At 67.6% G+C, this 21,047-nt stretch carries 17 protein-coding genes and 1 tRNA gene; 6 read left to right on the forward strand and 12 right to left on the reverse strand.

The window, feature by feature from the left end; translation table 11 throughout:
• Nucleotides 1-96: 96 nt before the first annotated feature.
• From hemW to rph, 4 genes are read right to left on the reverse strand one after another with little or no spacing between them, the layout of a single operon-like run.
• Nucleotides 97-1,323 (reverse strand): radical SAM family heme chaperone HemW, encoded by a 1,227-nt coding sequence (gene hemW, locus V3B25_RS20870; RefSeq protein WP_329811492.1) that lies wholly within the window; start codon nt 1,321-1,323, stop codon nt 97-99.
• 56 nt (nt 1,324-1,379) lie between these two features.
• Entirely contained in the window at nt 1,380-1,976 is a 597-nt protein-coding gene (gene rdgB, locus V3B25_RS20875) for an RdgB/HAM1 family non-canonical purine NTP pyrophosphatase (protein ID WP_049422649.1), read from the reverse strand.
• The gene (locus V3B25_RS20880; RefSeq protein ID WP_049400723.1) at nt 1,973-2,362 is read right to left on the reverse strand and encodes a VOC family protein; all 390 of its coding nucleotides are present in this window, start codon (nt 2,360-2,362) and stop codon (nt 1,973-1,975) included. The genes rdgB and V3B25_RS20880 overlap by 4 nt, the downstream gene beginning before the upstream one ends.
• Nucleotides 2,359-3,084, reverse strand: a complete 726-nt coding sequence (gene rph / locus V3B25_RS20885) for a ribonuclease PH (RefSeq protein ID WP_049426699.1) — start codon at nt 3,082-3,084, stop codon at nt 2,359-2,361. The genes V3B25_RS20880 and rph overlap by 4 nt, the downstream gene beginning before the upstream one ends.
• Nucleotides 3,085-3,208: 124 nt before the next feature.
• Here rph and V3B25_RS20890 point away from each other — a divergent pair, with 124 nt between their 5' ends.
• Nucleotides 3,209-4,069: a YicC/YloC family endoribonuclease gene (locus tag V3B25_RS20890; RefSeq protein WP_019661992.1), complete on the forward strand. Its 861-nt coding sequence runs from the start codon at nt 3,209-3,211 to the stop codon at nt 4,067-4,069.
• Nucleotides 4,070-4,134: 65 nt separating this feature from the next.
• On the opposite strand, the gene selD is transcribed toward V3B25_RS20890, so the two are convergent.
• From selD to fdnG, 8 genes are all read right to left on the reverse strand, one after another.
• Entirely contained in the window at nt 4,135-5,214 is a 1,080-nt protein-coding gene (gene selD / locus V3B25_RS20895; RefSeq protein ID WP_049422647.1) for a selenide, water dikinase SelD, read from the reverse strand.
• A gap of 26 nt (nt 5,215-5,240) precedes the next feature.
• A tRNA-Sec gene (locus tag V3B25_RS20900) sits at nt 5,241-5,336 on the reverse strand.
• Between the two features lie 24 nt (nt 5,337-5,360).
• Nucleotides 5,361-7,292 carry a selenocysteine-specific translation elongation factor gene (selB, locus tag V3B25_RS20905; RefSeq protein WP_201117232.1) on the reverse strand — a complete coding sequence of 644 codons (1,932 nt, stop codon included), beginning with the start codon at nt 7,290-7,292 and terminating at the stop codon, nt 5,361-5,363.
• Complete coding sequence (gene selA / locus V3B25_RS20910; protein ID WP_329811493.1) at nt 7,289-8,713, reverse strand: L-seryl-tRNA(Sec) selenium transferase; 1,425 nt, start codon at nt 8,711-8,713, stop codon at nt 7,289-7,291. The genes selB and selA overlap by 4 nt, the downstream gene beginning before the upstream one ends.
• 4 nt (nt 8,714-8,717) lie before the next feature.
• Nucleotides 8,718-9,701 (reverse strand): formate dehydrogenase accessory protein FdhE, encoded by a 984-nt coding sequence (gene fdhE / locus V3B25_RS20915; RefSeq protein WP_329811494.1) that lies wholly within the window; start codon nt 9,699-9,701, stop codon nt 8,718-8,720.
• 352 nt (nt 9,702-10,053) lie between these two features.
• Nucleotides 10,054-10,701, reverse strand: a complete 648-nt coding sequence (locus tag V3B25_RS20920) for a formate dehydrogenase subunit gamma (protein WP_014038337.1) — start codon at nt 10,699-10,701, stop codon at nt 10,054-10,056.
• Nucleotides 10,698-11,615, reverse strand: coding sequence for a formate dehydrogenase subunit beta (fdxH, locus tag V3B25_RS20925; RefSeq protein ID WP_201117226.1), 918 nt, complete (start codon nt 11,613-11,615; stop codon nt 10,698-10,700). The genes V3B25_RS20920 and fdxH overlap by 4 nt, the downstream gene beginning before the upstream one ends.
• 10 nt (nt 11,616-11,625) lie before the next feature.
• Entirely contained in the window at nt 11,626-14,694 is a 3,069-nt protein-coding gene (gene fdnG, locus V3B25_RS20930; protein WP_201117224.1) for a formate dehydrogenase-N subunit alpha, read from the reverse strand.
• A gap of 290 nt (nt 14,695-14,984) precedes the next feature.
• On the opposite strand from fdnG, the gene gmk reads away from it, so the two are divergent.
• The 5 genes from gmk (at nt 14,985) to recG (ending at nt 21,012) form a co-directional block, all read left to right on the forward strand.
• Complete coding sequence (gene gmk / locus V3B25_RS20935; protein WP_014038334.1) at nt 14,985-15,650, forward strand: guanylate kinase; 666 nt, start codon at nt 14,985-14,987, stop codon at nt 15,648-15,650.
• A gap of 110 nt (nt 15,651-15,760) precedes the next feature.
• Complete coding sequence (gene rpoZ / locus V3B25_RS20940; RefSeq protein WP_005410877.1) at nt 15,761-16,060, forward strand: DNA-directed RNA polymerase subunit omega; 300 nt, start codon at nt 15,761-15,763, stop codon at nt 16,058-16,060.
• A gap of 106 nt (nt 16,061-16,166) precedes the next feature.
• Nucleotides 16,167-18,329, forward strand: coding sequence for a bifunctional (p)ppGpp synthetase/guanosine-3',5'-bis(diphosphate) 3'-pyrophosphohydrolase (locus V3B25_RS20945; RefSeq protein WP_019661980.1), 2,163 nt, complete (start codon nt 16,167-16,169; stop codon nt 18,327-18,329).
• A gap of 177 nt (nt 18,330-18,506) precedes the next feature.
• Complete coding sequence (locus V3B25_RS20950; protein ID WP_005410875.1) at nt 18,507-18,893, forward strand: RidA family protein; 387 nt, start codon at nt 18,507-18,509, stop codon at nt 18,891-18,893.
• A gap of 7 nt (nt 18,894-18,900) precedes the next feature.
• Nucleotides 18,901-21,012 (forward strand): ATP-dependent DNA helicase RecG, encoded by a 2,112-nt coding sequence (gene recG / locus V3B25_RS20955; protein WP_329811497.1) that lies wholly within the window; start codon nt 18,901-18,903, stop codon nt 21,010-21,012.
• Nucleotides 21,013-21,047 lie beyond the last annotated feature (35 nt).

Genomic DNA, 21,047 nt, shown 5'->3' on the forward strand with positions numbered 1-21,047 from the left:
CCCCCCCCCCGGCCGGCCCCGCCCCCCGGGGGCCCCCCCCCCCCCCCCCCGCGCCCGCCCCCCCCCCCCCCCCCACTACCCCCTGTCAGGCGAGGATCACTCCTCCAGGAACAGGCTCACCACATCGTTGGTGAAGCGGCGGCCCAGTTCGGTCGGCTGCACATGGCCATCGGTCACGTCCAGCCAGCCGTGCTGCACGGCCTCGGCCAACGGTGCATCCAGCACGCTGCGCGACAGCCCGGTACGCGACTCGAAATCGCGCAGGCCGAAGCCTTCGTGCAGGCGCAGCAGATTCAGCATGTACTCGAAGGGCAGGCGCTCAGGCGCGATCACATCGTCACCCCCGAACGAGGCCGGGGTGCCCGCGCTGTCCAGATAAGCCTGCGGATGCTTCAGCTTCCAGCGTCGCAGCAAGTGTTCCTCGGCGCCCGAGCTGATCTTGCCGTGCGCGCCGGCACCGATGCCCAGGTAATCGCCGAAGCGCCAGTAGTTCAGGTTGTGCGCGCTCTGCCGGCCAGGGCGTGCGTAGGCGCTCACCTCGTACTGGCCGAAACCGGCCTGCGCCAGCAGCGCCTGGCAGTGTTCCTGCATGTCCCAGGCGTTGTCTTCATCGGGAATGCCCTGCGGCGGCCGCGCGAAGAACACCGTGTTCGGTTCCAGGGTCAGCTGGTAGTGCGAGATGTGTGCCGGCTGCAGCGCGAACGCGCGTTCCAGATCAGCCTCGGCACCGGCCAGGGTCTGTTCCGGCAGCGCGTACATCAGGTCGATGTTGAAGTTGTCGTAACCCGCGTCCTGCGCCATCTTCACCGCGCGCTCGGCTTCGCCACTGTCGTGGATGCGGCCCAGGCGCTTGAGCATCGCATCGTCGAAACTCTGGATACCGAAGCTGAGGCGATTGACGCCGGCCGCGCGATAGCGGTCGAAGCGGCCATGCTCGGCGGTGCCCGGGTTGGTTTCCAGGGTGATTTCGGCATTGGGTGCGAAGCGCAGGCGGGCGCTGGCCTGCTGCAGGAAGCGGTCGATCGCTTCCGGCGGGAACAGGCTGGGCGTGCCGCCACCGAAGAACACGCTGTGCACCACCCGACCCCAGACCAGCGGCAGGTCCTGGTCGAGGTCGCGCAGCAGGGCATCGATGTAGGCATCGAACGGCAGCTCGCCCTTGGCCTGGTGCGAATTGAAATCGCAGTACGGGCATTTGCGCACGCACCACGGCAGGTGCACGTACAGCGACAGCGGGGGTGGCACCAGTCGTACCGAAGTGTCGTGGTCCGCCGAACAGGCTTCGCCGGGCAGGTGGTTGCAGTGGTCGTGGGCGTGCGGCATGGGCTTCTTCGGTAGTGCCGGCCGCTGGCCGGCTTCCCTGGTTCGATCGGGTGGCGTCAGTACAGCGTCGCCAACTGCTGCTTGAGCTGTTGCAGGGCGAGGGCACGGTGGCTGATGGCGTTCTTCAGTGCCGGCTCCATCTCCGCAGCGGTCAGGCCGTGGGTGGTGTCAAGGAACACCGGGTTGTAGCCGAATCCATTCGTGCCGCGCAGTTCACGGATGATCTGGCCCTCCCAGCGACCTTCGCAGATCAGCGGCTGCGGATCGGTGGCGTGGCGCAGCAGCACGATCACCGCATAGAAGCGGGCACCGCGCTGGCCATCGGGGATGTCGGCCATCGCCTCCAGCAGCTTGGCGTTGTTGGCCGCGGCATTGGTCGGGTGGCCGGCATAGCGCGCGCTGTACAGGCCCGGTGCACCGCCGAGGGCATCGACGATCAGCCCCGAATCATCGGCCAGCGCCGGCAGGCCGGTCGCTTCGCAGGCCGCGCGCGCCTTCAGCAGCGCGTTCTCTACGAAGGTCAGGCCGGTTTCTTCCACGTCGCCCAGGCCAAGCTCGGCGGCCGAGGTGATCTGCAGCGGCAGGTCGGCGAGGATCTCCTGCATCTCCACCAGCTTGCCGGCGTTGTGGCTGGCCAGTACCAGTTTCTTCATTGACGGGGCTCCAGCAGGTCCCAGGTGTTGCCATACAGATCGCGGAACACCGCGACCGTTGCATAGGGTTCTTCGCGCGGCGCTTCCAGGAATTCGACCCCGGCGGCCAGCATCGCCGTGTGGTCGCGGTGGAAGTCGTCGGTGTTGAGGAAGAAGGCGACGCGGCCACCGGTCTGGTTGCCGATGCGGCTGCGCTGTTCCTCGTCGCTGGCGCGGGCCAGCAGCAGGGCGGCAGCGCTGCCGTCGGTCGGCCCCACCACCACCCAGCGCTTGTGGCCCTGGTCGATGTCCTCCAGCAGTGCGAAGCCGAGCTTGCCGGTGTACCAGGCAATGGCTTCGTCATAGTCGGCCACCACCAGGGTGGTCAGGGCGATGCGCCGGTTCATGCCGACAGCGCCGCCTGCTGTGCGGCCAGCAGTTCGGCCACGCCCTTCTCGGCCAGGCCCAGCAGCGCATCCAGTTCGTCGCGACGGAAGGCATGGCCTTCGGCGGTGCCCTGCAGTTCGATGAAGCCACCGCCGTCGTTCATCACCACGTTCATGTCGGTGTCGCAGTCGCTGTCTTCGGCGTAGTCCAGGTCCAGCACCGGGGTGCCGCGGTAGACGCCCACCGACACCGCTGCCACGGCGCCCAGGATCGGGTTGCGCTTGATGTCGCCGCGCTTCATCAGCACGTTCACCGCATCGACCAGGGCCACGTAGGCACCGGTGATGGCGGCGGTGCGGGTGCCACCGTCGGCCTGCAGCACGTCGCAGTCCAGGGTGATGGTGCGTTCGCCCAGCGCGTTGCGGTCCACGCAGGCGCGCAGGCTGCGGCCGATCAGGCGCTGGATCTCCAGGGTGCGGCCGCCCTGCTTGCCACGGGCGGCTTCACGGTCGCTGCGGGTGTGGGTGGCGCGCGGCAGCATGCCGTACTCGGCGGTCACCCAGCCTTCGCCCTTGCCGCGCAGGAAGCCCGGCACGCGGTTCTCGACGCTGGCGGTGCACAGCACACGGGTTTCACCGAAGCACACCAGCACCGAACCTTCGGCGTGGCGGGTGAAGCCGCGTTGGATGACGACCGGGCGGAGCTGGTCGGGCTGGCGGCCGCTGGGGCGGGAATCGGACATGGTGCGGGTTCCGTAATGGCGAGGGAGTACGCCGCCACGCCCGCGGCCTTCACGGGGCGGGCAAGGGGGCTCTGGTGAGGGCGCTAGGGTACCATTCCCCCTTTGCACGCACCGGACACAATCCATGATTCGAAGCATGACCGCCTACGCCGGCGGCGAGCGGGTCACCCCGTGGGGCACGCTGGGCTGCGAGCTGCGCTCGGTCAACCACCGCTTCCTGGAGGTCGGCACCCGCCTGCCCGAGGAACTGCGGGCGCTGGAGCCGCAGCTGCGCGAGCGCATTGCCGCGCGCCTGAGCCGCGGCAAGCTGGATCTGGTGATGCGCCTGCGCGCGCCGGAAGCGGCCGCCAACCTGCAGGTGGACGAGGCCCTGCTGGGCCAGCTGGGCCGCCTGGCGCACCGCCTGACCTCCGATTTCCCCAATCTGCAGGTCAGCTTCACCGATCTGCTGCAGCTGCCGGGCGTCACCCGTGGCGAGGCCACCGATGCCGCCGCCCTGCAGGTCGAGGCACTGGCCCTGCTGGACCAGGTGCTGGATGGCTTCGTCGAGGCCCGTGAGCGCGAAGGCGGCAAGTTGTCCGCGGCCATCAGCGAGCGCGTGGACGGCATCGAACGCATCGCTACCGAAGTGCGCACCTTGATCCCGGCCATTCGCGACGGCCAGCGCGCCAAGCTGGCCGCCCGCCTGGCTGACCTGCCGCACCCGGTCGACCCCGGCCGCGCCGAGCAGGAGCTGGTGCTGTGGCTGCAGAAGCTGGACGTGGATGAAGAGCTGGACCGCCTCGGCAGCCATATCGTCGAGATCCGGCGCGTGCTCAAGCAGCGCGAACCGGTCGGCCGCCGCCTGGACTTCCTGCTGCAGGAGTTCAACCGCGAAGCCAATACGCTGGGCTCCAAGTCGGTGGACAGCCGTACGTCCAATGCGGCGGTGGAGCTGAAGGTGCTGATCGACCAGATCCGCGAACAGGTGCAGAACATCGAGTGATGTTGCATCCAGCCGTACAGCAGGGGCGCCTTCGGGTGCCCTTGTTGTTTCAGCGCATCAGTGCATCAGTGCACCCTGACGGCCGGCGCTCCCCCGCTCAAGCGCCCCACCACGGCCGCCTGGCCGAATCCGGCGTCGTGGAAGCAGGCCAGCACCGCATCCAACGCTTCCGGCGCACAGGACACCAGCAGGCCGCCGCTGGTCTGCGGGTCGGTCAGCAGTGGCTGCCAGTGGGCGGCCAAGCCCTCGGCGAAGCGCACCTCGGCGCCATACGAGGCCCAGTTGCGGTTGGAGGCGCCGGTTACGCAGCCACGCTGCAGCAGGTCCAGGGTCTGCGGCAGCAGCGGCACCTGTGCACTGTCCACCTCGGCGGCCACGCCACTGGCGCGGCACACTTCCAGCAGGTGGCCGAGCAGGCCGAAGCCGGTGACGTCGGTCATGGCATGCACGCCGTCCAGCGCGGCAAGGGGCAGGCCCACGCTGTTCAGGCGGGTGGTCGACTCGATCATCTGACGGTAGCCCTCGGCATCCAGCACTTCTTTCTTCAGCGCCGACGAATACACACCCACGCCCAACGGCTTGCCCAGCACCAGCACATCGCCGGCGCGGGCATCGGCATTGCGCTTGAGCCGCTGCGGATCGAGCACGCCGATCGCGGCCAGGCCGTAGATGGGTTCCACCGAATCGATGCTGTGGCCACCAGCCACCACGATGCCGGCATCAGCACAGGCGCGTTCGCCACCCTGCAGGATGCCGCGGATGGTGTCCTGCGGCAGGCTGTTGATCGGCATGCCGACGATGGCCAGTGCGAACAGCGGGCGCGCGCCCATCGCGTACAGGTCCGACAGCGCATTGGTGGCGGCGATGCGGCCGAAGTCGAACGGGTCGTCGACAATCGGCATGAAGAAGTCGGTGGTGGCGACGATTGCCTGCCGGTCATCGAGGCGATACACCGCGGCGTCGTCGCTGGTCTCGCGGCCGACCAGCAGCTCGGCCGGTGCTGGAAGCGCTGGAACCCCGCGCAGCAGTTCGGTCAGCACGCCGGGCGCGATCTTGCAGCCGCAGCCACCGCCATGCGCGAGAGACGTCAGTCGTTGCGGGGCATCGGCCGTTGAAGGAGCGGGGGACTGCGCGTGCGTGGCCATGCCGACATCTCCTGCGGGAACGCGAATGGCGGAAGGCAGCAGGAGTCGAACCTACCAGGGAACGATCGACGCCCCCTACTGGGTTTGAAGCCCAGCCGCATGCCCGGATGCGCATGCCTTCCGAAAGTACGGCGGTACCGGTGGGCTCAGTCGCGGGCTGCGTTCCACTGCAGGTCGCCGCGCGGCCGATGCTGGTCACCGACGCGTCGAGTGTAGCCAACGCGATTGAAGAACTCCAAGATCTGGATGCTGCGTTTGCGGCCCAGGCCGATGGCATCGCGGAACGCCGCCGCATCCACCGTGCCGCTGGCCTGTGACAGCTGCGCGACGATCGTGGCCAACTCGGCGATGCGGGCCGGCGCATAGAACAGGTCGGGCACCACCTGGAACAGATCGCCACGCGCGGCGGCGCGACGCAGGACGGCGCGGACCTCGTCTTCGGCCAGTCCGATGTCGGCGGCCAGGGTGCGCACCCACGGTGGATCGAAGCCACCGGCGTGCAGTTGCGGCAGCACGCGTTCCAGCAGAAGGCGTTCGCGTTCCGGTGGCGCATGGTGATGGCCGGGCAGGCGCCACCACGCGCCCACGCGCTGCAGCGTGCCATCAGCCAGCAGGTCCTGCAGCAGCGCATTCCAGAGGCTCGCTGCAAGCGAGGGCAGGGTACTGCGCTGCAGGCGCCCGCTGTCGACGCCGGGTTCGTCGGGGCGTCGCTCGTGCCAGCCGCGCAGCGAGGTGATCACCTGCTCGCGCAGTGCTTGCCAGTGCGGTGCGAGGATGATCACCGCGTCATCGCGGGTCGCGATGCGTCGCGCGTCCTCGGGCAGGTCGATGCGGTCGGCGGCGCGTCGGCAATAGCGTTGCAGCGCGGTGAGGGGAATGCCGGCAGGTGCCTGCTGCAGCAGCGGGACAACACCGGCACCGGCCGCCAGCTGCTCCAGTGCCCCCAGCCAGGCCAGCCGCGCAGGACTGCGCCGACGCCGCTGCGGAGGATCCGGATCGAGCACGACGCCACCGCCCAGTGTGTGGGTGGCTGCTGAATCACGGGCGATGAAACGATCGCCACACATCGCGCAGACTGGTGCATCGAACACCAGCTGCACCAACTGACCATCGCCGTGATCGTGGTCTTCCAGCAGCACCACATGGGCCTGCCGGTGCATCGTGCCCCAGTGGATGTGCAGCGGTGACCAGTCGCGCAGTGGCGGCGCCAGTGCGGAAAGTCGCAGGCGCACGTCGACGCGGGTAGTGGCCAGCAGCGCGCGTGGATCGGCAATCCAGTCGCCACGGCGGATGTCGTCGCGGGCGATGGCGGCCAGGTTCAGCGCGCAGCGTTGCCCAGCCATCGCGTGCTCGCTGGCCTGGTTCTGCGCATGGATGCTGCGCACGCGCACGTCGGTGGCGGCTGGCATCAGCTGCAGATGCTCACCCACCGCGGCGATGCCGCCATGTACCGCGCCGGTCACCAGCGTGCCGTGGCCGGCCAGCGAGAACACGCGGTCCACCGGCATGCGGAACAGTTCGCTGCGCAGTTCGGCCTGGCGTGTACTGGCATCGTCCGCCGCCCATGCGTGCAGCTGGGTACGCAGTGCGCTGATGCCGGCATCGTCGGGTGCGGTGCTGTTGCAGGCGAACAGAGGAGATTCCTGCAGCGGTGTCGCGGCCAGCAGCGCAGCAATCTCGATCTCGACCCGGGCGAGGCGCGCCGCATCCACACGGTCGATCTTGGTCAGCGCCACCGCGCCGCGATCCACGCCCAGCAGCTGCAGGATGGCCAGATGCTCGCGGGTCTGTGGCATCACGCCGTCGTCGGCAGCGATCACCAGCAGGGCGACATCGATACCCGTGGCGCCGGCCACCATCGTGTGCACGAAGCGCTCATGGCCTGGCACGTCGACGAAACCCAGCGTCGCAGCCGGGCCTTCGGCGTCCCTGCTTTCCACCGGGACATAGGCGTAGCCCAGTTCGATCGATATACCGCGCGTTCGCTCTTCCTGCAGGCGATCGGTTTCGATGCCGGTCAGTGCGCGTACCAGGCTGGTTTTGCCATGGTCGATATGCCCGGCGGTGCCGACGATCATGCCTGCAGCGTGCTCCACTGGGCGAGGAAGTCGGCTTCGTCGGCCGGTTCCAGGCAGCGCAGGTCCAGCCACAGCGCGTCATCGGCAATGCGGCCCAGCACGGGTCGCGGCAGCTGACGCAAGCGCTTGGCCAGGCGATCCAGTCCGCCACGGCGCGCGCTGGTAATGCGCAGTCCGGCGCTGGCCAGCTGCGCCTGTGGCTGGGCGCCGCTGCCGATCTGGCTCTGCATTGGTGACCGTTCAAGATCGTAGTCGGCCGCGAGCACGGAACGCATCGGCTGCAGCAGGCGCTGGGCCTGCACATCGATGTCCTCCTGCGTGCGTGACAGGGTGCGCAGGGTCGGCAGTCGCTGTGCCAGCAGCTCCGGCTCGCGGTACAGGGCCAGCACTGCTTCCAGTGCGGCCAGGCCCATCTTGTCCATGCGCAGTGCCCGCTTCAGCGGGTTGCGGTTGATCCGCGCGATCAGGTCGGCGCGGCCGGCGATGATGCCGGCCTGCGGCCCGCCCAGCAGCTTGTCGCCACTGAACGACACCAGGTCGGCGCCGGCCGCCAGCGTTTCCTGCACGGTGGGCTCGTGCGGCAGGCCGAAGGCCGCCAGAACGCACAGGCTGCCACTGCCCAGATCCACCACAAGCGGCAGGCCGTGCTCGTGCGCGATGGCTGCCATCGCCGCGGTGTCGACCTTGGCGGTGAAGCCGGTGATCGCATAGTTGCTGGCGTGCACCTCCATCAGCAGCGCGGTGCGCGTGCCGATGACATTGGCGAAGTCGGCCGGGTGAGTGCGGTTGGTGGTGCCGACTTCCAGCAGCCGCGCGCCGGCACTGCGCATCACATCGGGAATGCGGAAGGCGCCACCGATCTCCACCAGCTCGCCGCGTGACACCACCACGTCGCGGCGGTTGGCCAGGCTGTTGAGCAGCAGCAGGACCGCCGCCGCATTGTTGTTGACCACGGTGGCGGCTTCTGCGCCGGTCAGTTCGCAGATCAATGCCTGCACCCGTGCATCGCGGTCGCCGCGACGGCCGCGGCTGATGTCGAACTCCAGATCCACCGGTGCGGTCATCGCGCGGGTGACCGCGTGCACGGCGGCATCCGGCAGCAAGGCGCGGCCGAGATTGGTGTGCAGCACGGTGCCGGTCAGATTGAACATCGGCTGCAGATCCTGCCGTGCGTCAGCAGCCAGTGCGGCCTCGACTGCTGCCACCAGCGCCGGGCCGTTAACCGCTTCCTGCAGCTGCGTGGCCGAGAGCTGGCCGGCGCTGATACGGTCGCGCAGCACCTGCAGGTGCGAACGCAGCAGCTGGGTGATACGGCTGCGGCCGTGGCCCTCGATCAGTGCTGCCAGGGCAGGCAGACGCAGCAACCGGTCCAGCGAGGGCAGGGCGGAAACCGATGCCGGGATGGGGGGCGTGGCTGTCATCGCCTCACTCGCCGTCGGATTGCCACAGCAGCGGATTCTGGCTGGCACGCGCATAGCCCTCCTCTGCCAGCAGCAGATCCAGCGCCAGCGTGCCGAGGTCATCGGCCACCGGCTCCAGCGACGGGTCTTTCTCCAGATACAGGATCTTGCGATAGCTGTGGCAGTGGTCGCAGGTCTCGGCCCGGACCGCGCTCTCGCGCACCGCCTCGCCGCTGTCGCCGTCCACATCGGCCAGGGCGCGGTAGGCGATGTCCTTGCCGGCGGCACCACACTGGCTGCACTGCACGCGTACGTAGTGCCACTGGCAGGCACACAGCGAGCACGACAGGTAGCGGTAGGAGGCATAGGGCGGCCGCGCCTGCACCACGCTGACCACCGGCAGGGTGCCGCACAGCGGGCACAGCCCCGGTGCATCGGCCAGTGGCTTCAGCTCGGTGGGGCGGAAGCTGTCCGCCAGCACCGCCCAGTAGACCTGCAGCGCGTTCATCACCAGCAGCGCAGCCACCGCATCCACCGACGGCGCGTCATCACGCTCCAGCACCGCATGCGCCTGCGCATCCAGCCACCCGTCATCGGCAGCAGCAACGCGCTGCAGTTCCTGGCGGGTTTCCGCCGGCAGCCCGGCTTCTTCAGCGCAGTGCTGGCATAGCGTGCGCAGCCAGCCGCGCCAGCGTCCATCCAGCTGAAGTGTGTTGGCGGGCCGCAACGGCATCCCGGAGCCGGCTGCCGCACTCGACTGCTGTGCACGCGCCTGTGCCTGAAGTTCCTCGCGTTGCTGCGGTGTCAGATCCTCCAGCAGCGCCTGCTGCGCATCGGCCAACGCCGCCAGCAGCTGCAGGTAACCACCGATGGCACTGTGTGCAGCCAGACTGCGCAGGCGGTCCGCACGTCCGGCAAACAGCGACGCGGTATCGGGCAGGATGATGCGCGGAACATCGCGCGAGGCCAGCGTCTCGATCTCACCGGGTTCAAGGATGCGTTGCGCCATGCAGGGCCAGCCAGAAGAACCAGGCTCCATCCTCGCCGTTGTCGACGCCGGCGTCCAGCGTGTTCCAGGCAAAGCAGTCGAGCATGGCTCGACTCTACAAAAGCCGGTTTCGATCATTGCCATGTTCATCGTGTCGACCAAGGTCGACACCCACCAACAGCAGCGGGAAACTGTCGAGGGCGGGGGGGGGGGGGGGGTGGGGGGGGGGGGGGCGCGGGGCGGCCCCCCCCCCCCCCCCCCGGCCCCCCCCCGCCCCCCCCCCCCCCCCCCCCCCCCCACCCCGCCATCCCACGGAGAGCCGCTGTTGCTGTTGCCTTGGCTCGAGGCGGGTGCAGGGCCGCAGGCCCTGCCGCTAACCCTGTTCCCGCCGTCCGCGCAGGATGTCCCGGAACCACTGCCGGTGATGCTTGTACGCCCACCCGTAGGTCACCTTGCCCTGGGTCATCGCCCGCACCGAGCCCTTGATCCAGATCGCCGCATAGATGTGCACCACGATCGCGCACACCAGCACCCAGCCGAACAGCGCATGGGCGAGCACCGAGAAGCGGATCACCCCGATCGGGAAGAAGTGGCTGAAGTACTGCCGCCAGATCACGAAGCCGGTCAGCAGCAGCGCCGACAGGCAACCGATGATGGCCCAGAACAGCAGCTTCTGGCCGGCATTGAAGCGGCCCACCGGCGGCAGCTTCTCATCCTCGTTGCGCAGTACATCGCGCATGCCGCGCATCCACTTGCCATCGTCGGCGGTCGGCAGATTGTCGCGCCACATGCGGAACGCCAGCAGCGCAAAGCCCACCACCATGGCCAGGCCGATGAACGGGTGCAGGATGCGCGTCCATGGCCCACCGCCAAACAACTGGGTCAGCGGGAACAGGGCAGGGTGGAACAACGCCAGCCCGGACAGCGCGGTCAACACGAAGCAGATCGCCACAATCCAGTGATTGATGCGGGTCGGCGCGCGGTAGCGGATGATCTGCCGCGGGTGCGGGGCATACTTCATGGCCGCTGCTCCTCTTCGATCTTCTTCGCCTCGTGCTCGGCTTCCTCTTCTTCCTCGTCATTGACCGTGTTGCGGCCGATGCCGATGTAATGCAGGAAGCCGGCGAAGGCGGTAGCGGCAATCGCCAGCACGCCCAGCGGCTTGGCCACGCCCTTCCACACCTCCACCATCGGGCTGATGCGCGGGTCCTTCGGCAGGTCGGCATACAGTTCCGGCTTGTCCACGTGCTGCAGCACGTACATCACGTGGGTGCCGCCCACACCCTGCGGGTCGTACAGGCCGGCGTTCTCGTAGCCGCGCGATTTCAGGTCTTCCACGCGGCCGGCGGCATGCTCGGTCATCGCCTCCTTGCTGCCGAAGGTGATCGCACCGGTCGGGCAGGTCTTCACGCAGGCCGGTTCCTGGCCTACCGCCACCCGGTCCGAACACAGCGTGCACTTGTAGGCCTTGTGGTCCTTCTTGGAGATGCGCGGCACGTCGAACGGGCAACCGGTCACGCAGTAGCCGCAGCCGATGCAGTTCTCTTCCTGGAAGTCGACGATGCCGTTGGCGTACTGGATGATCGCGCCCGGCGACGGGCAGGCCTTCAGGCAGCCCGGGTCGCTGCAGTGCATGCAGCCTTCCTTGCGGATCAGCCATTCCAGCTTGCCCTTCTCGTCCTCGTACTCGCGGAACTTCATCACCGTCCACGACTGTTCGCTCAGGTCGGGAGGGTTGTCATAGCTGCCGACGCAGCTGCCGACCTCGTCGCGCAGGTCGTTCCATTCCATGCAGGCGACCTGGCAGGCCTTGCAGCCGATGCACTTGCTCACATCGATCAGCTTGGCGACCTGGCCGGTGTGCGCACCGCGCGCCTCCGGCGAGGGCGTGGTGGTGGCCGAGCGGCGGATGATGTCCAGCGATTGCAGTGACATGGCGTGTCTCCTACACCTTCTCGACCTTGACCAGGATGCACTTCGATTCGGGCGTCTGCGAGTTGCCGTCACCGATGGCGTTGGTCAGCGTATTGGCGATGTATCCGGGCTTGGCCGCACCGAGGAAGCCCCAGTGGATCGGCACGCCCACCTGGTGCACGGTTTTGCCATCAATCTGCAGGGCCTTGATGCGCTTGGTCACCATCGCCACCGCTTCGATGTGCCCGCGCTTGGAACTGACCCGCACGCGGCTGCCATTGTTGATGCCCAGTTCGTCGGCCAGGGCCGCGCCGATCTCGACGAACTGCTCGGGCTGGATGATGGCGTTCAACTTGCCGTGCTTGGTCCAGAAGTGGAAATGCTCGGTCAGGCGGTAGGTGGTGGCTACATGCGGGAACTCGTCCGGCGAACCGATCTGTGCGCGATCGCTGGCGAACACGCGCGCCGCCGGGTTGTTCAACGTCAGTGCCTGACCGGGGCTGAGCGGGTTGCTGCGCAGCGGTGTATCGAACGGTTCGTAGTGCTCCGGGAACGGCCCTTCGGCCATGCCGGCCTTGGCGAAGAAGCGGGCGATGCCTTCCGGATTCATGATGAACGGGCCCATGCCCCCGGCGGGATCTTCATCGGCCTTGAAGTCCGGCACGTCCACGCTGCCCCAGTTCTTGCCGTTCCAGGCCAGCAGCGTGCGCCGCGGATCGAACGGCTGGCCGGCCACGTCACACGAGGCGCGGTTGTACATCACCCGGCGATTGGCCGGCCACGCCCAGGCCCAGCCCAGCGTGTTGCCGATGCCGGTGGGGTCGCTGTTGTCACGTCGCGCCATCATGTTGCCGGTCGGGCCCCAGGCGCCGATGTAGATCCAGCAGCCGGAGGACGTGCTGCCGTCGTCGCGCAGGTCGCCGAATGCCGCCAGCTGCTCGCCGGCCTTGCGCACCAGCTTGGTCGGGTCCTTCGGATCGAACACGTCGGCCAGTGCCTTGCCGTTGTATTCCATCGCCAGTTCTTCCGGCGTCGGCAGTTCCGGGTTGGAGTACTTCCAGGCCAGGTCGCGCACCGGCTCCCACCAGGCACCGCCGTCCTTCTCGTACATCGCTTTGATGCGATGGAACAGCTCGGACATGATCTCGATGTCGCTGCGCGCTTCGCCCGGCGGATTGGCCCCCTTCCAGTGCCATTGCAGCCAGCGCGAGGAGTTCACCACCGCGCCGTTTTCCTCGGCGAAGGAAGTGGTCGGCAGGCGGAATACTTCGGTCTGGATCGTGCTCGGGTCAACGTCGTTCAGCGCGCCATGGTTCTGCCAGAACGCGATGGTCTCGGTTTCCAGCGGGTCCATGCTGACCATGAACTTCAGCTTGGAGAACGCGCTGATCAGCTTGCCCTTGTTCGGCGCCGAGGCCAGCGGGTTGAAGCCCTGGCAGATGTAGCCGTGGATCTTGCCCTCGTTCATCAGCTCGTACGCCTGCAGCATGTCGTACGGCTTGTCGAGCTTGGGCAGATGGTCGAAGCACCAGTTGTTGTCGGCGGTAGCGGCGTCGCCCCACCACGACTTCATCAGGCTGACATGGAACTTCGGGTAGTTCTGCCAGAACGACATCTGGTTGGCGCGCAGCGGCTTCTGCGTGCGCTTGGCGATGTAGGCGTCGTAGTCCTGCTCGTCCTGTTTCGGCAGCGTCAGGTAGCCGGGCAGCAGGTCGGACATCAGGCCGATGTCGGTCAGGCCCTGGATGTTGGAATGCCCGCGCAAGGCGTTCATGCCACCACCGGCCACGCCGATGTTGCCCAGCAGCAGCTGCACCATGGTGCCGGCGCGCACGTTCTGCGCACCGATCGAATGCTGCGTCCAGCCCAGCGCGTACAGGATGGTCATCGCCTTGTCCTTGCCGGCGGTGGACGCGATCATGTCCCAGACCTGGCGGATGCTGTCGGCGGGCGTGCCGCAGATGCGTTCGACCATCTCCACGGTGTAGCGCGCGTAGTGCTGCTTGAGCAGGTTGTAGACGCAGCGCGGGTCCTTCAGCGTCGGGTCGCTGCGCACGAAGCCATCGTCACCGTAGGCGTAGTCCCAGCTGGAGCGGTCGTAGCTGCGCTTCTCTTCGTTGTAGCCCGAATACAGGCCGTCCTTGAAGGCGAATTCATCCTTCACCAGGAACGACATGTCGGTGTAATTCAGCACGTACTCGTGCTGGATGCGGTCCTCGGTCAACAGGTAGTTGATCAGACCGCCCAGGAACACGATGTCGGTGCCGGTACGGATCGGCGCATACACGTCGGCCACCGCGGCCGAGCGGTTGAAGCGCGGATCGACCACGATCAGCCGGGCCTTGTTGTGTGCCTTGGCCTCGGTCACCCATTTGAACCCACACGGATGCGCCTCGGCGGCATTGCCACCCATGATCAGGATCAGGTCGGCATTCTTGATGTCGACCCAGTGATTCGTCATCGCACCACGGCCTAGCGTCGGGGCAAGACCTGCCACCGTCGGGCCGTGTCAGACACGTGCCTGGTTGTCGAATGCAAGCATGCCAAGGGAGCGCACGACCTTGTGGGTCAGCACCGCGGTTTCATTGCTGGTCGCCGAGGCGGCGAGCATGCCGGTGGTCAGCCAGCGGTTGACCGTCTGCCCGGCCTCGTTCTTCTGCACGAAGTTGGCATCGCGGTCTTCCTTCATCAGCCGCGCGATGCGGTCCAGCGCATCGTCCCAGCTCAGCCGCTTCCACTCGTTCGAGCCCGGCGCGCGGTACTCGGGGTAGAGCAGGCGCGACTTGCTGTGGATGATGTCGGCCAGGCCGGCCCCCTTCGGGCACAGCGTGCCGCGGTTGACCGGATGGTCCGGGTCACCCTCGATATGGAAGATGCTCGGCTCGGCGTTCTTGGCGCCATCGCCGAGGCTGTACATCAGGATGCCGCAGGCCACCGAACAATACGTACAGGTGTTGCGGGTCTCGGTCGCGCGGGTCAGCTTGTACTGCCTGACCTCCGCGAGCGCGATGCCGGGCGCGAAGCCCATCAATGCCAGGCTGGAGCCAACCAGGGTTGTCCCGGTCACTTTCAGGAACTGGCGGCGGCTCATCGATGGCATGCCGTTCTCCTGGGATGGCGGGGAGGCGCAGGCCTCCGGGCTGTCGTTGGGTACGGCCCGGTTATAGCACAGGCCCCCGCACGCCCATGTGGCACAAGGCCCGGCGCCTGCCGGACGGGCGCGCAACGCGGCCGCTCTGGTAAAGTTGCGTGCCCGCCCCCCGGGGAAGCGTCTGCCGGGCCTGGTTCCAGGATGTTCCGCGCAGCCCCCGCCGTCCTGGCGCGATCCTCCGCGCCGGATCTGGAACACCGAGGAAAAATTTTGCGAAATCAACCCGTTGGACTCCGCGCATGAGCGCCCCGTCGAAGCCGTCGGACGCCGTTGCGCGCGGCACGCTGTACATCGTTGCCGCCCCTTCCGGCGCCGGCAAGAGCAGCATCGTCAATGCCACCCTGGCGCGTGACCCGCAGATCGCCCTGTCGATCTCCTTCACCTCGCGCGCGATGCGCCCGGGTGAAGTGAATGGCCAGCACTACCATTTCGTCTCTGCGGAGAAGTTCGAGGAAATGATCGCCGCCGGCGACTTCTTCGAGCATGCCTGGGTGCACGGCGACTGGAAGGGCACCGCCCGCCAGTCGGTGGAGCCGCAGCTGGCCGCCGGCCAGGACGTGCTGCTGGAAATCGACTGGCAGGGCGCGCAGCAGGTACGCCAGCTGGTGCCGGGCACGGTCACCGTGTTCATCCTGCCGCCGTCCAAGCAGGCCCTGCAGGACCGCATGCGCAAGCGCGGCCAGGACAGCGAGGCGGTCATCGCCCAGCGCCTGGGCGCCGCCCGTGACGAGATGCTGCACTTCAACGAGTTCGACTACGTCATCGTCAACGAGGTGTTCGACACCGCCGTGGACGAACTGTGCGCCATCTTCACCGCCAGCCGCCTGCGCCGGGAGGCCCAGAAGGTCCGCCACGCAGGCCTGATCCAAGCCTTGTTGACCCCCGATCCGGGCGCAACTGACTGATTCCAAAAGAATCGGGTAGGGGTTGGCTTGATTTTGTCCAGCCCCTGCCAGTACACTCCGTCCCCTTTCCCTCATTCGACTGAGCGGCCGACCGGTCGCCGGGAGCCCGTATGGCCCGCATCACCGTAGAAGATTGCCTGGAAGTCGTTAACAACCGTTTCGAACTGGTCATGATGGCTTCCAAGCGTGCCCGCCAGCTCGCCAACGGCGTGCAGGCCACGCTGGACAACAGCGAGACCGAGGACAAGCCGACCGTGCTGGCGCTGCGCGAAATCGCTGCCCGCAAGATCGACAACGCGCTGATCGACGAAGTCGAGAAGGCCGAGCGTGAGCGCGCCGAGCGCGAAGCGCTGGAGTGGGCTGCCGCGGAAGTGGTCGCCGACGAAGACATGTCCAAGAACGACGATTGATCGCATCGATCAACGTAATCGTTGGATGTGCCGAACAGCCCGCCCCGTGCGGGCTGTTTCGCATTCAGGATTTGCCGTAAACGTCGCGCTGGAATAGGCTTCGGGCATGAACCCAGGCCCCACTGCCAAGGTCGCCGCAGCCCCCGCTGCCGCCGTACCCGACTACGTCCTCCAGCTTGAACGCGCCGCCCATTACCTGCCGCCGGAACAGCTGCCGCTGTTGCGCCGTGCCTGGGAAGTCGGAGCCGCCGCACACGCCGGGCAGACGCGCAAGTCGGGCGAGCCCTATATCACCCATCCGGTTGCCGTGGCCCAGGTGCTGGCCGAGCTCGGCCTGGACGTGGAGGCGCTGATCGCCGCGATCCTGCACGACACCATCGAAGACACCCCGCTGACCCGTGAAGCGCTGGCTGCCGAGTTCGGCGAAGCCGTGGCCGAACTGGTCGACGGCGTGACCAAGCTGGACAAGCTGAAGTTCCGCGATCGCCAGGAAGCGGCCGCCGAGAGCTTCCGCAAGATGCTGCTGGCGATGTCGCGCGACCTGCGCGTGATCATGATCAAGCTGGCCGACCGTCTGCACAACATGCGCACGCTGGGCGCGCAGAGCCGCGAAGCGCGCGGCCGCATCGCCCGCGAGACGCTGGAGATCTACGCGCCCATCGCCCAGCGCCTGGGCATGAGCCTGGTCAAGAGCGAGCTGCAGAACCTCGGTTTCAAGGCGCTGTATCCGTGGCGCCACGCGATCCTGGAAAAGCACATCCGCAGCCAACCGGTGGTCCGCCGCGAAGCGCTGGCGCAGGTGGAAGTGCAGCTGTCGCAGCGGTTGGCGAAGGAAGGCATCGAGCACCGCCTGGTCAGCCGCATCAAGACCCCGTGGAGCATCTACAACAAGATGCGCGACGAGAACAAAACCTTCGACCAGGTGATGGACGTGTTCGGCTTCCGCCTGGTGGTGCGCAGCGTGCCCAGCTGCTACCACGCGCTGGGTTCGGTGCATGCCACGTTCAAGCCGCTGGATGGGCGTTTCCGCGATTTCATCGCCATTCCCAAGGCCAACGGTTACCAGTCGCTGCATACGGTGCTGTTCGGGCCGTATGGTTCGCCCATCGAAGTGCAGATCCGCACCGAAGAGATGGACCTGATCGCCGAACGTGGCGTGGCCGCGCACTGGACCTACAAGTTCGGCGGCGATTCACCGAACAGCGCGCAGAGCCGCGCACACGCCTGGATCGTTGAGCTGATCGACTCGCAGCGTGCCGCCGGTTCCTCGCTGGAGTTCCTCGACAACGTCAAGGTCGACCTGTTCCCGGACGAGGTCTACCTGTTCACCCCGAAGGGCAAGATCCTGGCCCTGCCGCGCAATTCCACCGCGCTGGACTTCGCCTACGCCGTGCATACCGACGTCGGCAACATGGCCGTGGCCTCGCGCGTGGACAAGAAGCTGGTGCCGTTGCGCACCAAGCTGGTGTCGGGCCAGTCGGTGGAGATCATCACCGCACGCTCGGCCACGCCGAAACCGCAGTGGCTGGAATTCGTGGTTACCAGCAAGGCGCGCACCGCCATCCGCCACCAGCTCAAGCAGCTGGAGCATGAAGACGCCGTGCAGCTCGGCCACCGCATGCTCGACCGTGCGCTGGAGGCGATGGATTCCTCGTTGGAGCGGCTGCCGAAGGGGCGCCTGGATGCGTTCCTCGCCGAGCACCGCTTCCCGCGCCTGGAGGCGCTGCTGGCCGAGGTCGCACTGGGCAACTGGATGCCGACGCAGGCTGCACAGGCGCTGATGGCCTACGCCGAACTGCGTGGCGGCCCGCATTCGCGCCACCACTCGCAGGAAAAGATCCTGATCAACGGCAGCGAGCGCGGCGTGGTCACCTTCGCCGGTTGCTGCCAGCCGATTCCCGGCGACGAGATCATGGGCTACCACACCGCCGGCAAGGGCATCGTGGTGCACCGCATGGACTGCCCGAACCTGGCCGAGCTGCGCAAGTCGCCCGAGCGCTGGGTGCCGATCGGCTGGGACACCACCGTTTCCGGCGACTACGACACCTCGCTGGTGGTGGAAGTGGAGAACGGCACCGGCGTGCTGGCGCAGCTGGCCGCCGCCATCGCGCAGAGCCATTCCAACATCGAGCGCGTGGACTACCTGGACCGTGATTTCAACGCCGCCGTGCTGGCGTTCAACATCCAGGTGCGCGACCGCAACCATCTGGCCGAAGTGATGCGCCGCCTGCGCCGCCTGTCGGTCGTGCAGTCGGTACGCCGCCAGTAATGCGAACCCGATAGTGCCGGCCGCTGGCCGGCAACTTCGCGGTGCTTCCGACGTTCATGGGTTTGCCGGCCAGCGGCCGGCACTACCGAAGCGGCGCGGTAGATCCACGCCATGCGTGGATGCGCCCCCACCCGGTACAATCACCGCTCTGTTTTCCCCCAAGCACCGGAGCGACCCATGTCCCGCCAGATCATCAACACCGAAAAGGCTCCCGCCGCCATCGGCCCGTACTCGCAGGCCGTGCGCGCCGGCAACACCGTGTACTTCTCCGGCCAGATCCCGCTCGACCCGGCCACCGGCGACATCGTCGGCGCCGGTGACGTCGAAGCACAGGCCCGCCGCGCCTTCGACAACCTCAAGGCCGTGGCCGAAGCCGCTGGCGGCTCGCTGGACAAGGTCGTGCGCCTGGGCCTGTACCTGACCGACCTGGGCGAGTTTGCCAAGGTCAACGCGGTCATGCAGGACTACTTCCAGGCCCCGTACCCGGCCCGTTCCACCATCGAAGTCTCCGGCCTGCCGAAGGGCGCCAACTTCGAGGTCGACGCGGTGATGGTCATCGACTGACCGCCACGTGGCACGCAAGGCGGCGGTCACCCCGGTCCTGTCACCGTCCGGCGAAGCATCCCTGGCGATGCTTGCGGGCGTGGGCCCGGCCGTGGCCGCCAAACTGCAGGCGCGTGGCCTGGCCACCCTGCAGGATCTCTGGCTTCATCTGCCGCTGCGCTATGAAGACCGGACCCGGCTGACCCGCATCGAAGACCTGCGCAACGGCGTGCCGGCGCAGGTGGAAGGGCGGGTGGTCGCGGTCGAGCGCGGCATGCGCTACCGGCCGATGCTGAAGGTCGCCGTGGAGGATGAAGGGCAGGGCACCCTGGTGCTGCGCTTCTTCCATTTCCGCCAGCAGCAGGTCGGCCAGTTCGCGGTCGGCAACCGGCTGCGCTGCTTCGGCACCCCCAAACCCGGCCATCTCGGCCTGGAAATCGTCCATCCCAGCTACCAGGTGCTGGGCCGCAACGACGATCCCGAACTCGGCGACCGCCTCGACCCGGTGTATCCCACCGTCGAAGGTGTCGGCCCGATGACCATGCGCAAGCTGATCGGCCAGGCCCTGGATCGCTTGCCCGAGGAAAGCACGATGGAACTGCTGCCCAGCGGTTGGCTGGATGGCCTCGGCCTGCCGTCGCTGCGCAGTGCGCTGCTGACCGTGCATCGGCCGCCGCCGGATGCCGATCTGGCTGCGCTGGCCGCAGGCACCCATCCGGCGCAGCGTCGTCTGGCAATGGAAGAGCTGCTGGCCCATCACCTCAGCCTGCGCCGCCAGCGCATCGCCTTGCAGGCGCACCATGCGCCGCCGCTGTCCGGTCCCGGCAAGCTGGCCAAGGCGCTGCTGAAGCAGCTGCCGTTCGCGCTGACCGGCGCCCAGGCGCGCGTGTTCAAGCAGATCCGCGAAGACCTCGCGCGGCCCAGCCCGATGCTGCGGCTTGTGCAGGGCGACGTCGGCTCCGGCAAGACCGTGGTCGCCGCGCTGGCGGCGATGCTGGCGGTCGAGCAGGGTAAGCAGGTCGCATTGGCAGCGCCCACCGAGCTGCTGGCCGAGCAGCATCTCAACAACCTGCGCGGCTGGCTGGAACCGCTGGGCGTGCGTATCGCCTGGCTGGCCGGCAAGGTCACCGGCAAGGCGCGCGCCAAGGTGATGGAGCAGGTCGCCAACGGCGAGGCGCAGGTGGTGGTCGGCACCCACGCGCTGATGCAGGAGGCGGTGGTATTCCAGGATTTGGCCTTGGCCATCGTCGACGAACAGCACCGCTTCGGCGTGCACCAGCGGCTGGCCCTGCGCGACAAAGGCGCGGGCGGCAACAGCGTGCCGCACCAGCTGGTGATGACTGCCACGCCGATTCCACGCACGCTGGCGATGTCCGAATACGCGGATCTGGATGTGTCGGCCATTGACGAACTGCCGCCGGGCCGCACGCCGGTGCAGACCGTGGCACTCAACAACGATCGTCGTCCCGAGCTGATCGAGCGCATCGCGCTGGCCTGCCAGGAAGGGCGGCAGGTGTACTGGGTGTGCACGCTCATCGAGGAAAGCGAAGAGCTCGACGCCACCCCGGCGCAGGCCACCTACGAATCGCTGCAGGCGCTGCTGCCGGGCGTGCGCGTGGGGCTGGTGCATGGCCGTCTGAAAGCCGCCGAGAAGCTGGCGACGATGGTGGCGTTCAAGGCCGGTGAGATTGACCTGCTGGTGGCGACCACGGTCATCGAAGTGGGCGTGGACGTACCGAATGCCTCGCTGATGGTGATCGAGAATGCCGAGCGCCTCGGCCTGGCCCAGCTGCACCAGTTGCGCGGCCGCGTGGGCCGCGGTTCGGCGGTGTCGCGCTGCGTGCTGCTGTACCAGGCGCCGCTTTCGCAGATGGCGCGCGAGCGTTTGCAGACCATGCGCGAAACCAACGATGGCTTCGTCATCGCCGAGAAGGATCTGGAGCTGCGTGGCCCGGGCGAACTGCTCGGTACCCGCCAGACCGGCCTGGCTGGCTTCCGCATCGCCGATCTCGCGCGCGATGCCGGCCTGCTGCCCAGCGTGCATGACCTGGCCGAGCGCCTGCTGGACCAGCAGCCCGCGCTGGCCGATCGCGTGGTGCAACGCTGGATCGGCACCGCCGTGCGTTACGCCTCGGCGTAATGCCGCATTGGTGGGTGTGGACCCTGGTCCACACA

The organism is Stenotrophomonas sp. SMYL8 (assembly GCF_036320065.1).
GTDB classification, from domain to species: Bacteria; Pseudomonadota; Gammaproteobacteria; order Xanthomonadales; family Xanthomonadaceae; genus Stenotrophomonas; species Stenotrophomonas maltophilia_A.

Excerpts from the sequence above, each read along its gene's own strand:
- V3B25_RS20920 (WP_014038337.1), bottom strand. The coding sequence starts at position 10,701 with ATGAAGTATGCCCCGCACCCGCGGCAGATCATCCGCTACCGCGCGCCG.
- V3B25_RS20950 (WP_005410875.1), top strand. The coding sequence starts at position 18,507 with ATGTCCCGCCAGATCATCAACACCGAAAAGGCTCCCGCCGCCATCGGC.
- selD (WP_049422647.1), bottom strand. The coding sequence starts at position 5,214 with ATGGCCACGCACGCGCAGTCCCCCGCTCCTTCAACGGCCGATGCCCCG.
- rph (WP_049426699.1), bottom strand. The coding sequence starts at position 3,084 with ATGTCCGATTCCCGCCCCAGCGGCCGCCAGCCCGACCAGCTCCGCCCG.
- V3B25_RS20890 (WP_019661992.1), top strand. The coding sequence starts at position 3,209 with ATGATTCGAAGCATGACCGCCTACGCCGGCGGCGAGCGGGTCACCCCG.
- selA (WP_329811493.1), bottom strand. The coding sequence starts at position 8,713 with ATGACAGCCACGCCCCCCATCCCGGCATCGGTTTCCGCCCTGCCCTCG.
- rdgB (WP_049422649.1), bottom strand. The coding sequence starts at position 1,976 with ATGAAGAAACTGGTACTGGCCAGCCACAACGCCGGCAAGCTGGTGGAG.
- gmk (WP_014038334.1), top strand. The coding sequence starts at position 14,985 with ATGAGCGCCCCGTCGAAGCCGTCGGACGCCGTTGCGCGCGGCACGCTG.
- V3B25_RS20945 (WP_019661980.1), top strand. The coding sequence starts at position 16,167 with ATGAACCCAGGCCCCACTGCCAAGGTCGCCGCAGCCCCCGCTGCCGCC.
- selB (WP_201117232.1), bottom strand. The coding sequence starts at position 7,292 with ATGATCGTCGGCACCGCCGGGCATATCGACCATGGCAAAACCAGCCTG.
- hemW (WP_329811492.1), bottom strand. The coding sequence starts at position 1,323 with ATGCCGCACGCCCACGACCACTGCAACCACCTGCCCGGCGAAGCCTGT.
- fdxH (WP_201117226.1), bottom strand. The coding sequence starts at position 11,615 with ATGTCACTGCAATCGCTGGACATCATCCGCCGCTCGGCCACCACCACG.
- V3B25_RS20880 (WP_049400723.1), bottom strand. The coding sequence starts at position 2,362 with ATGAACCGGCGCATCGCCCTGACCACCCTGGTGGTGGCCGACTATGAC.
- rpoZ (WP_005410877.1), top strand. The coding sequence starts at position 15,761 with ATGGCCCGCATCACCGTAGAAGATTGCCTGGAAGTCGTTAACAACCGT.
- fdhE (WP_329811494.1), bottom strand. The coding sequence starts at position 9,701 with ATGGCGCAACGCATCCTTGAACCCGGTGAGATCGAGACGCTGGCCTCG.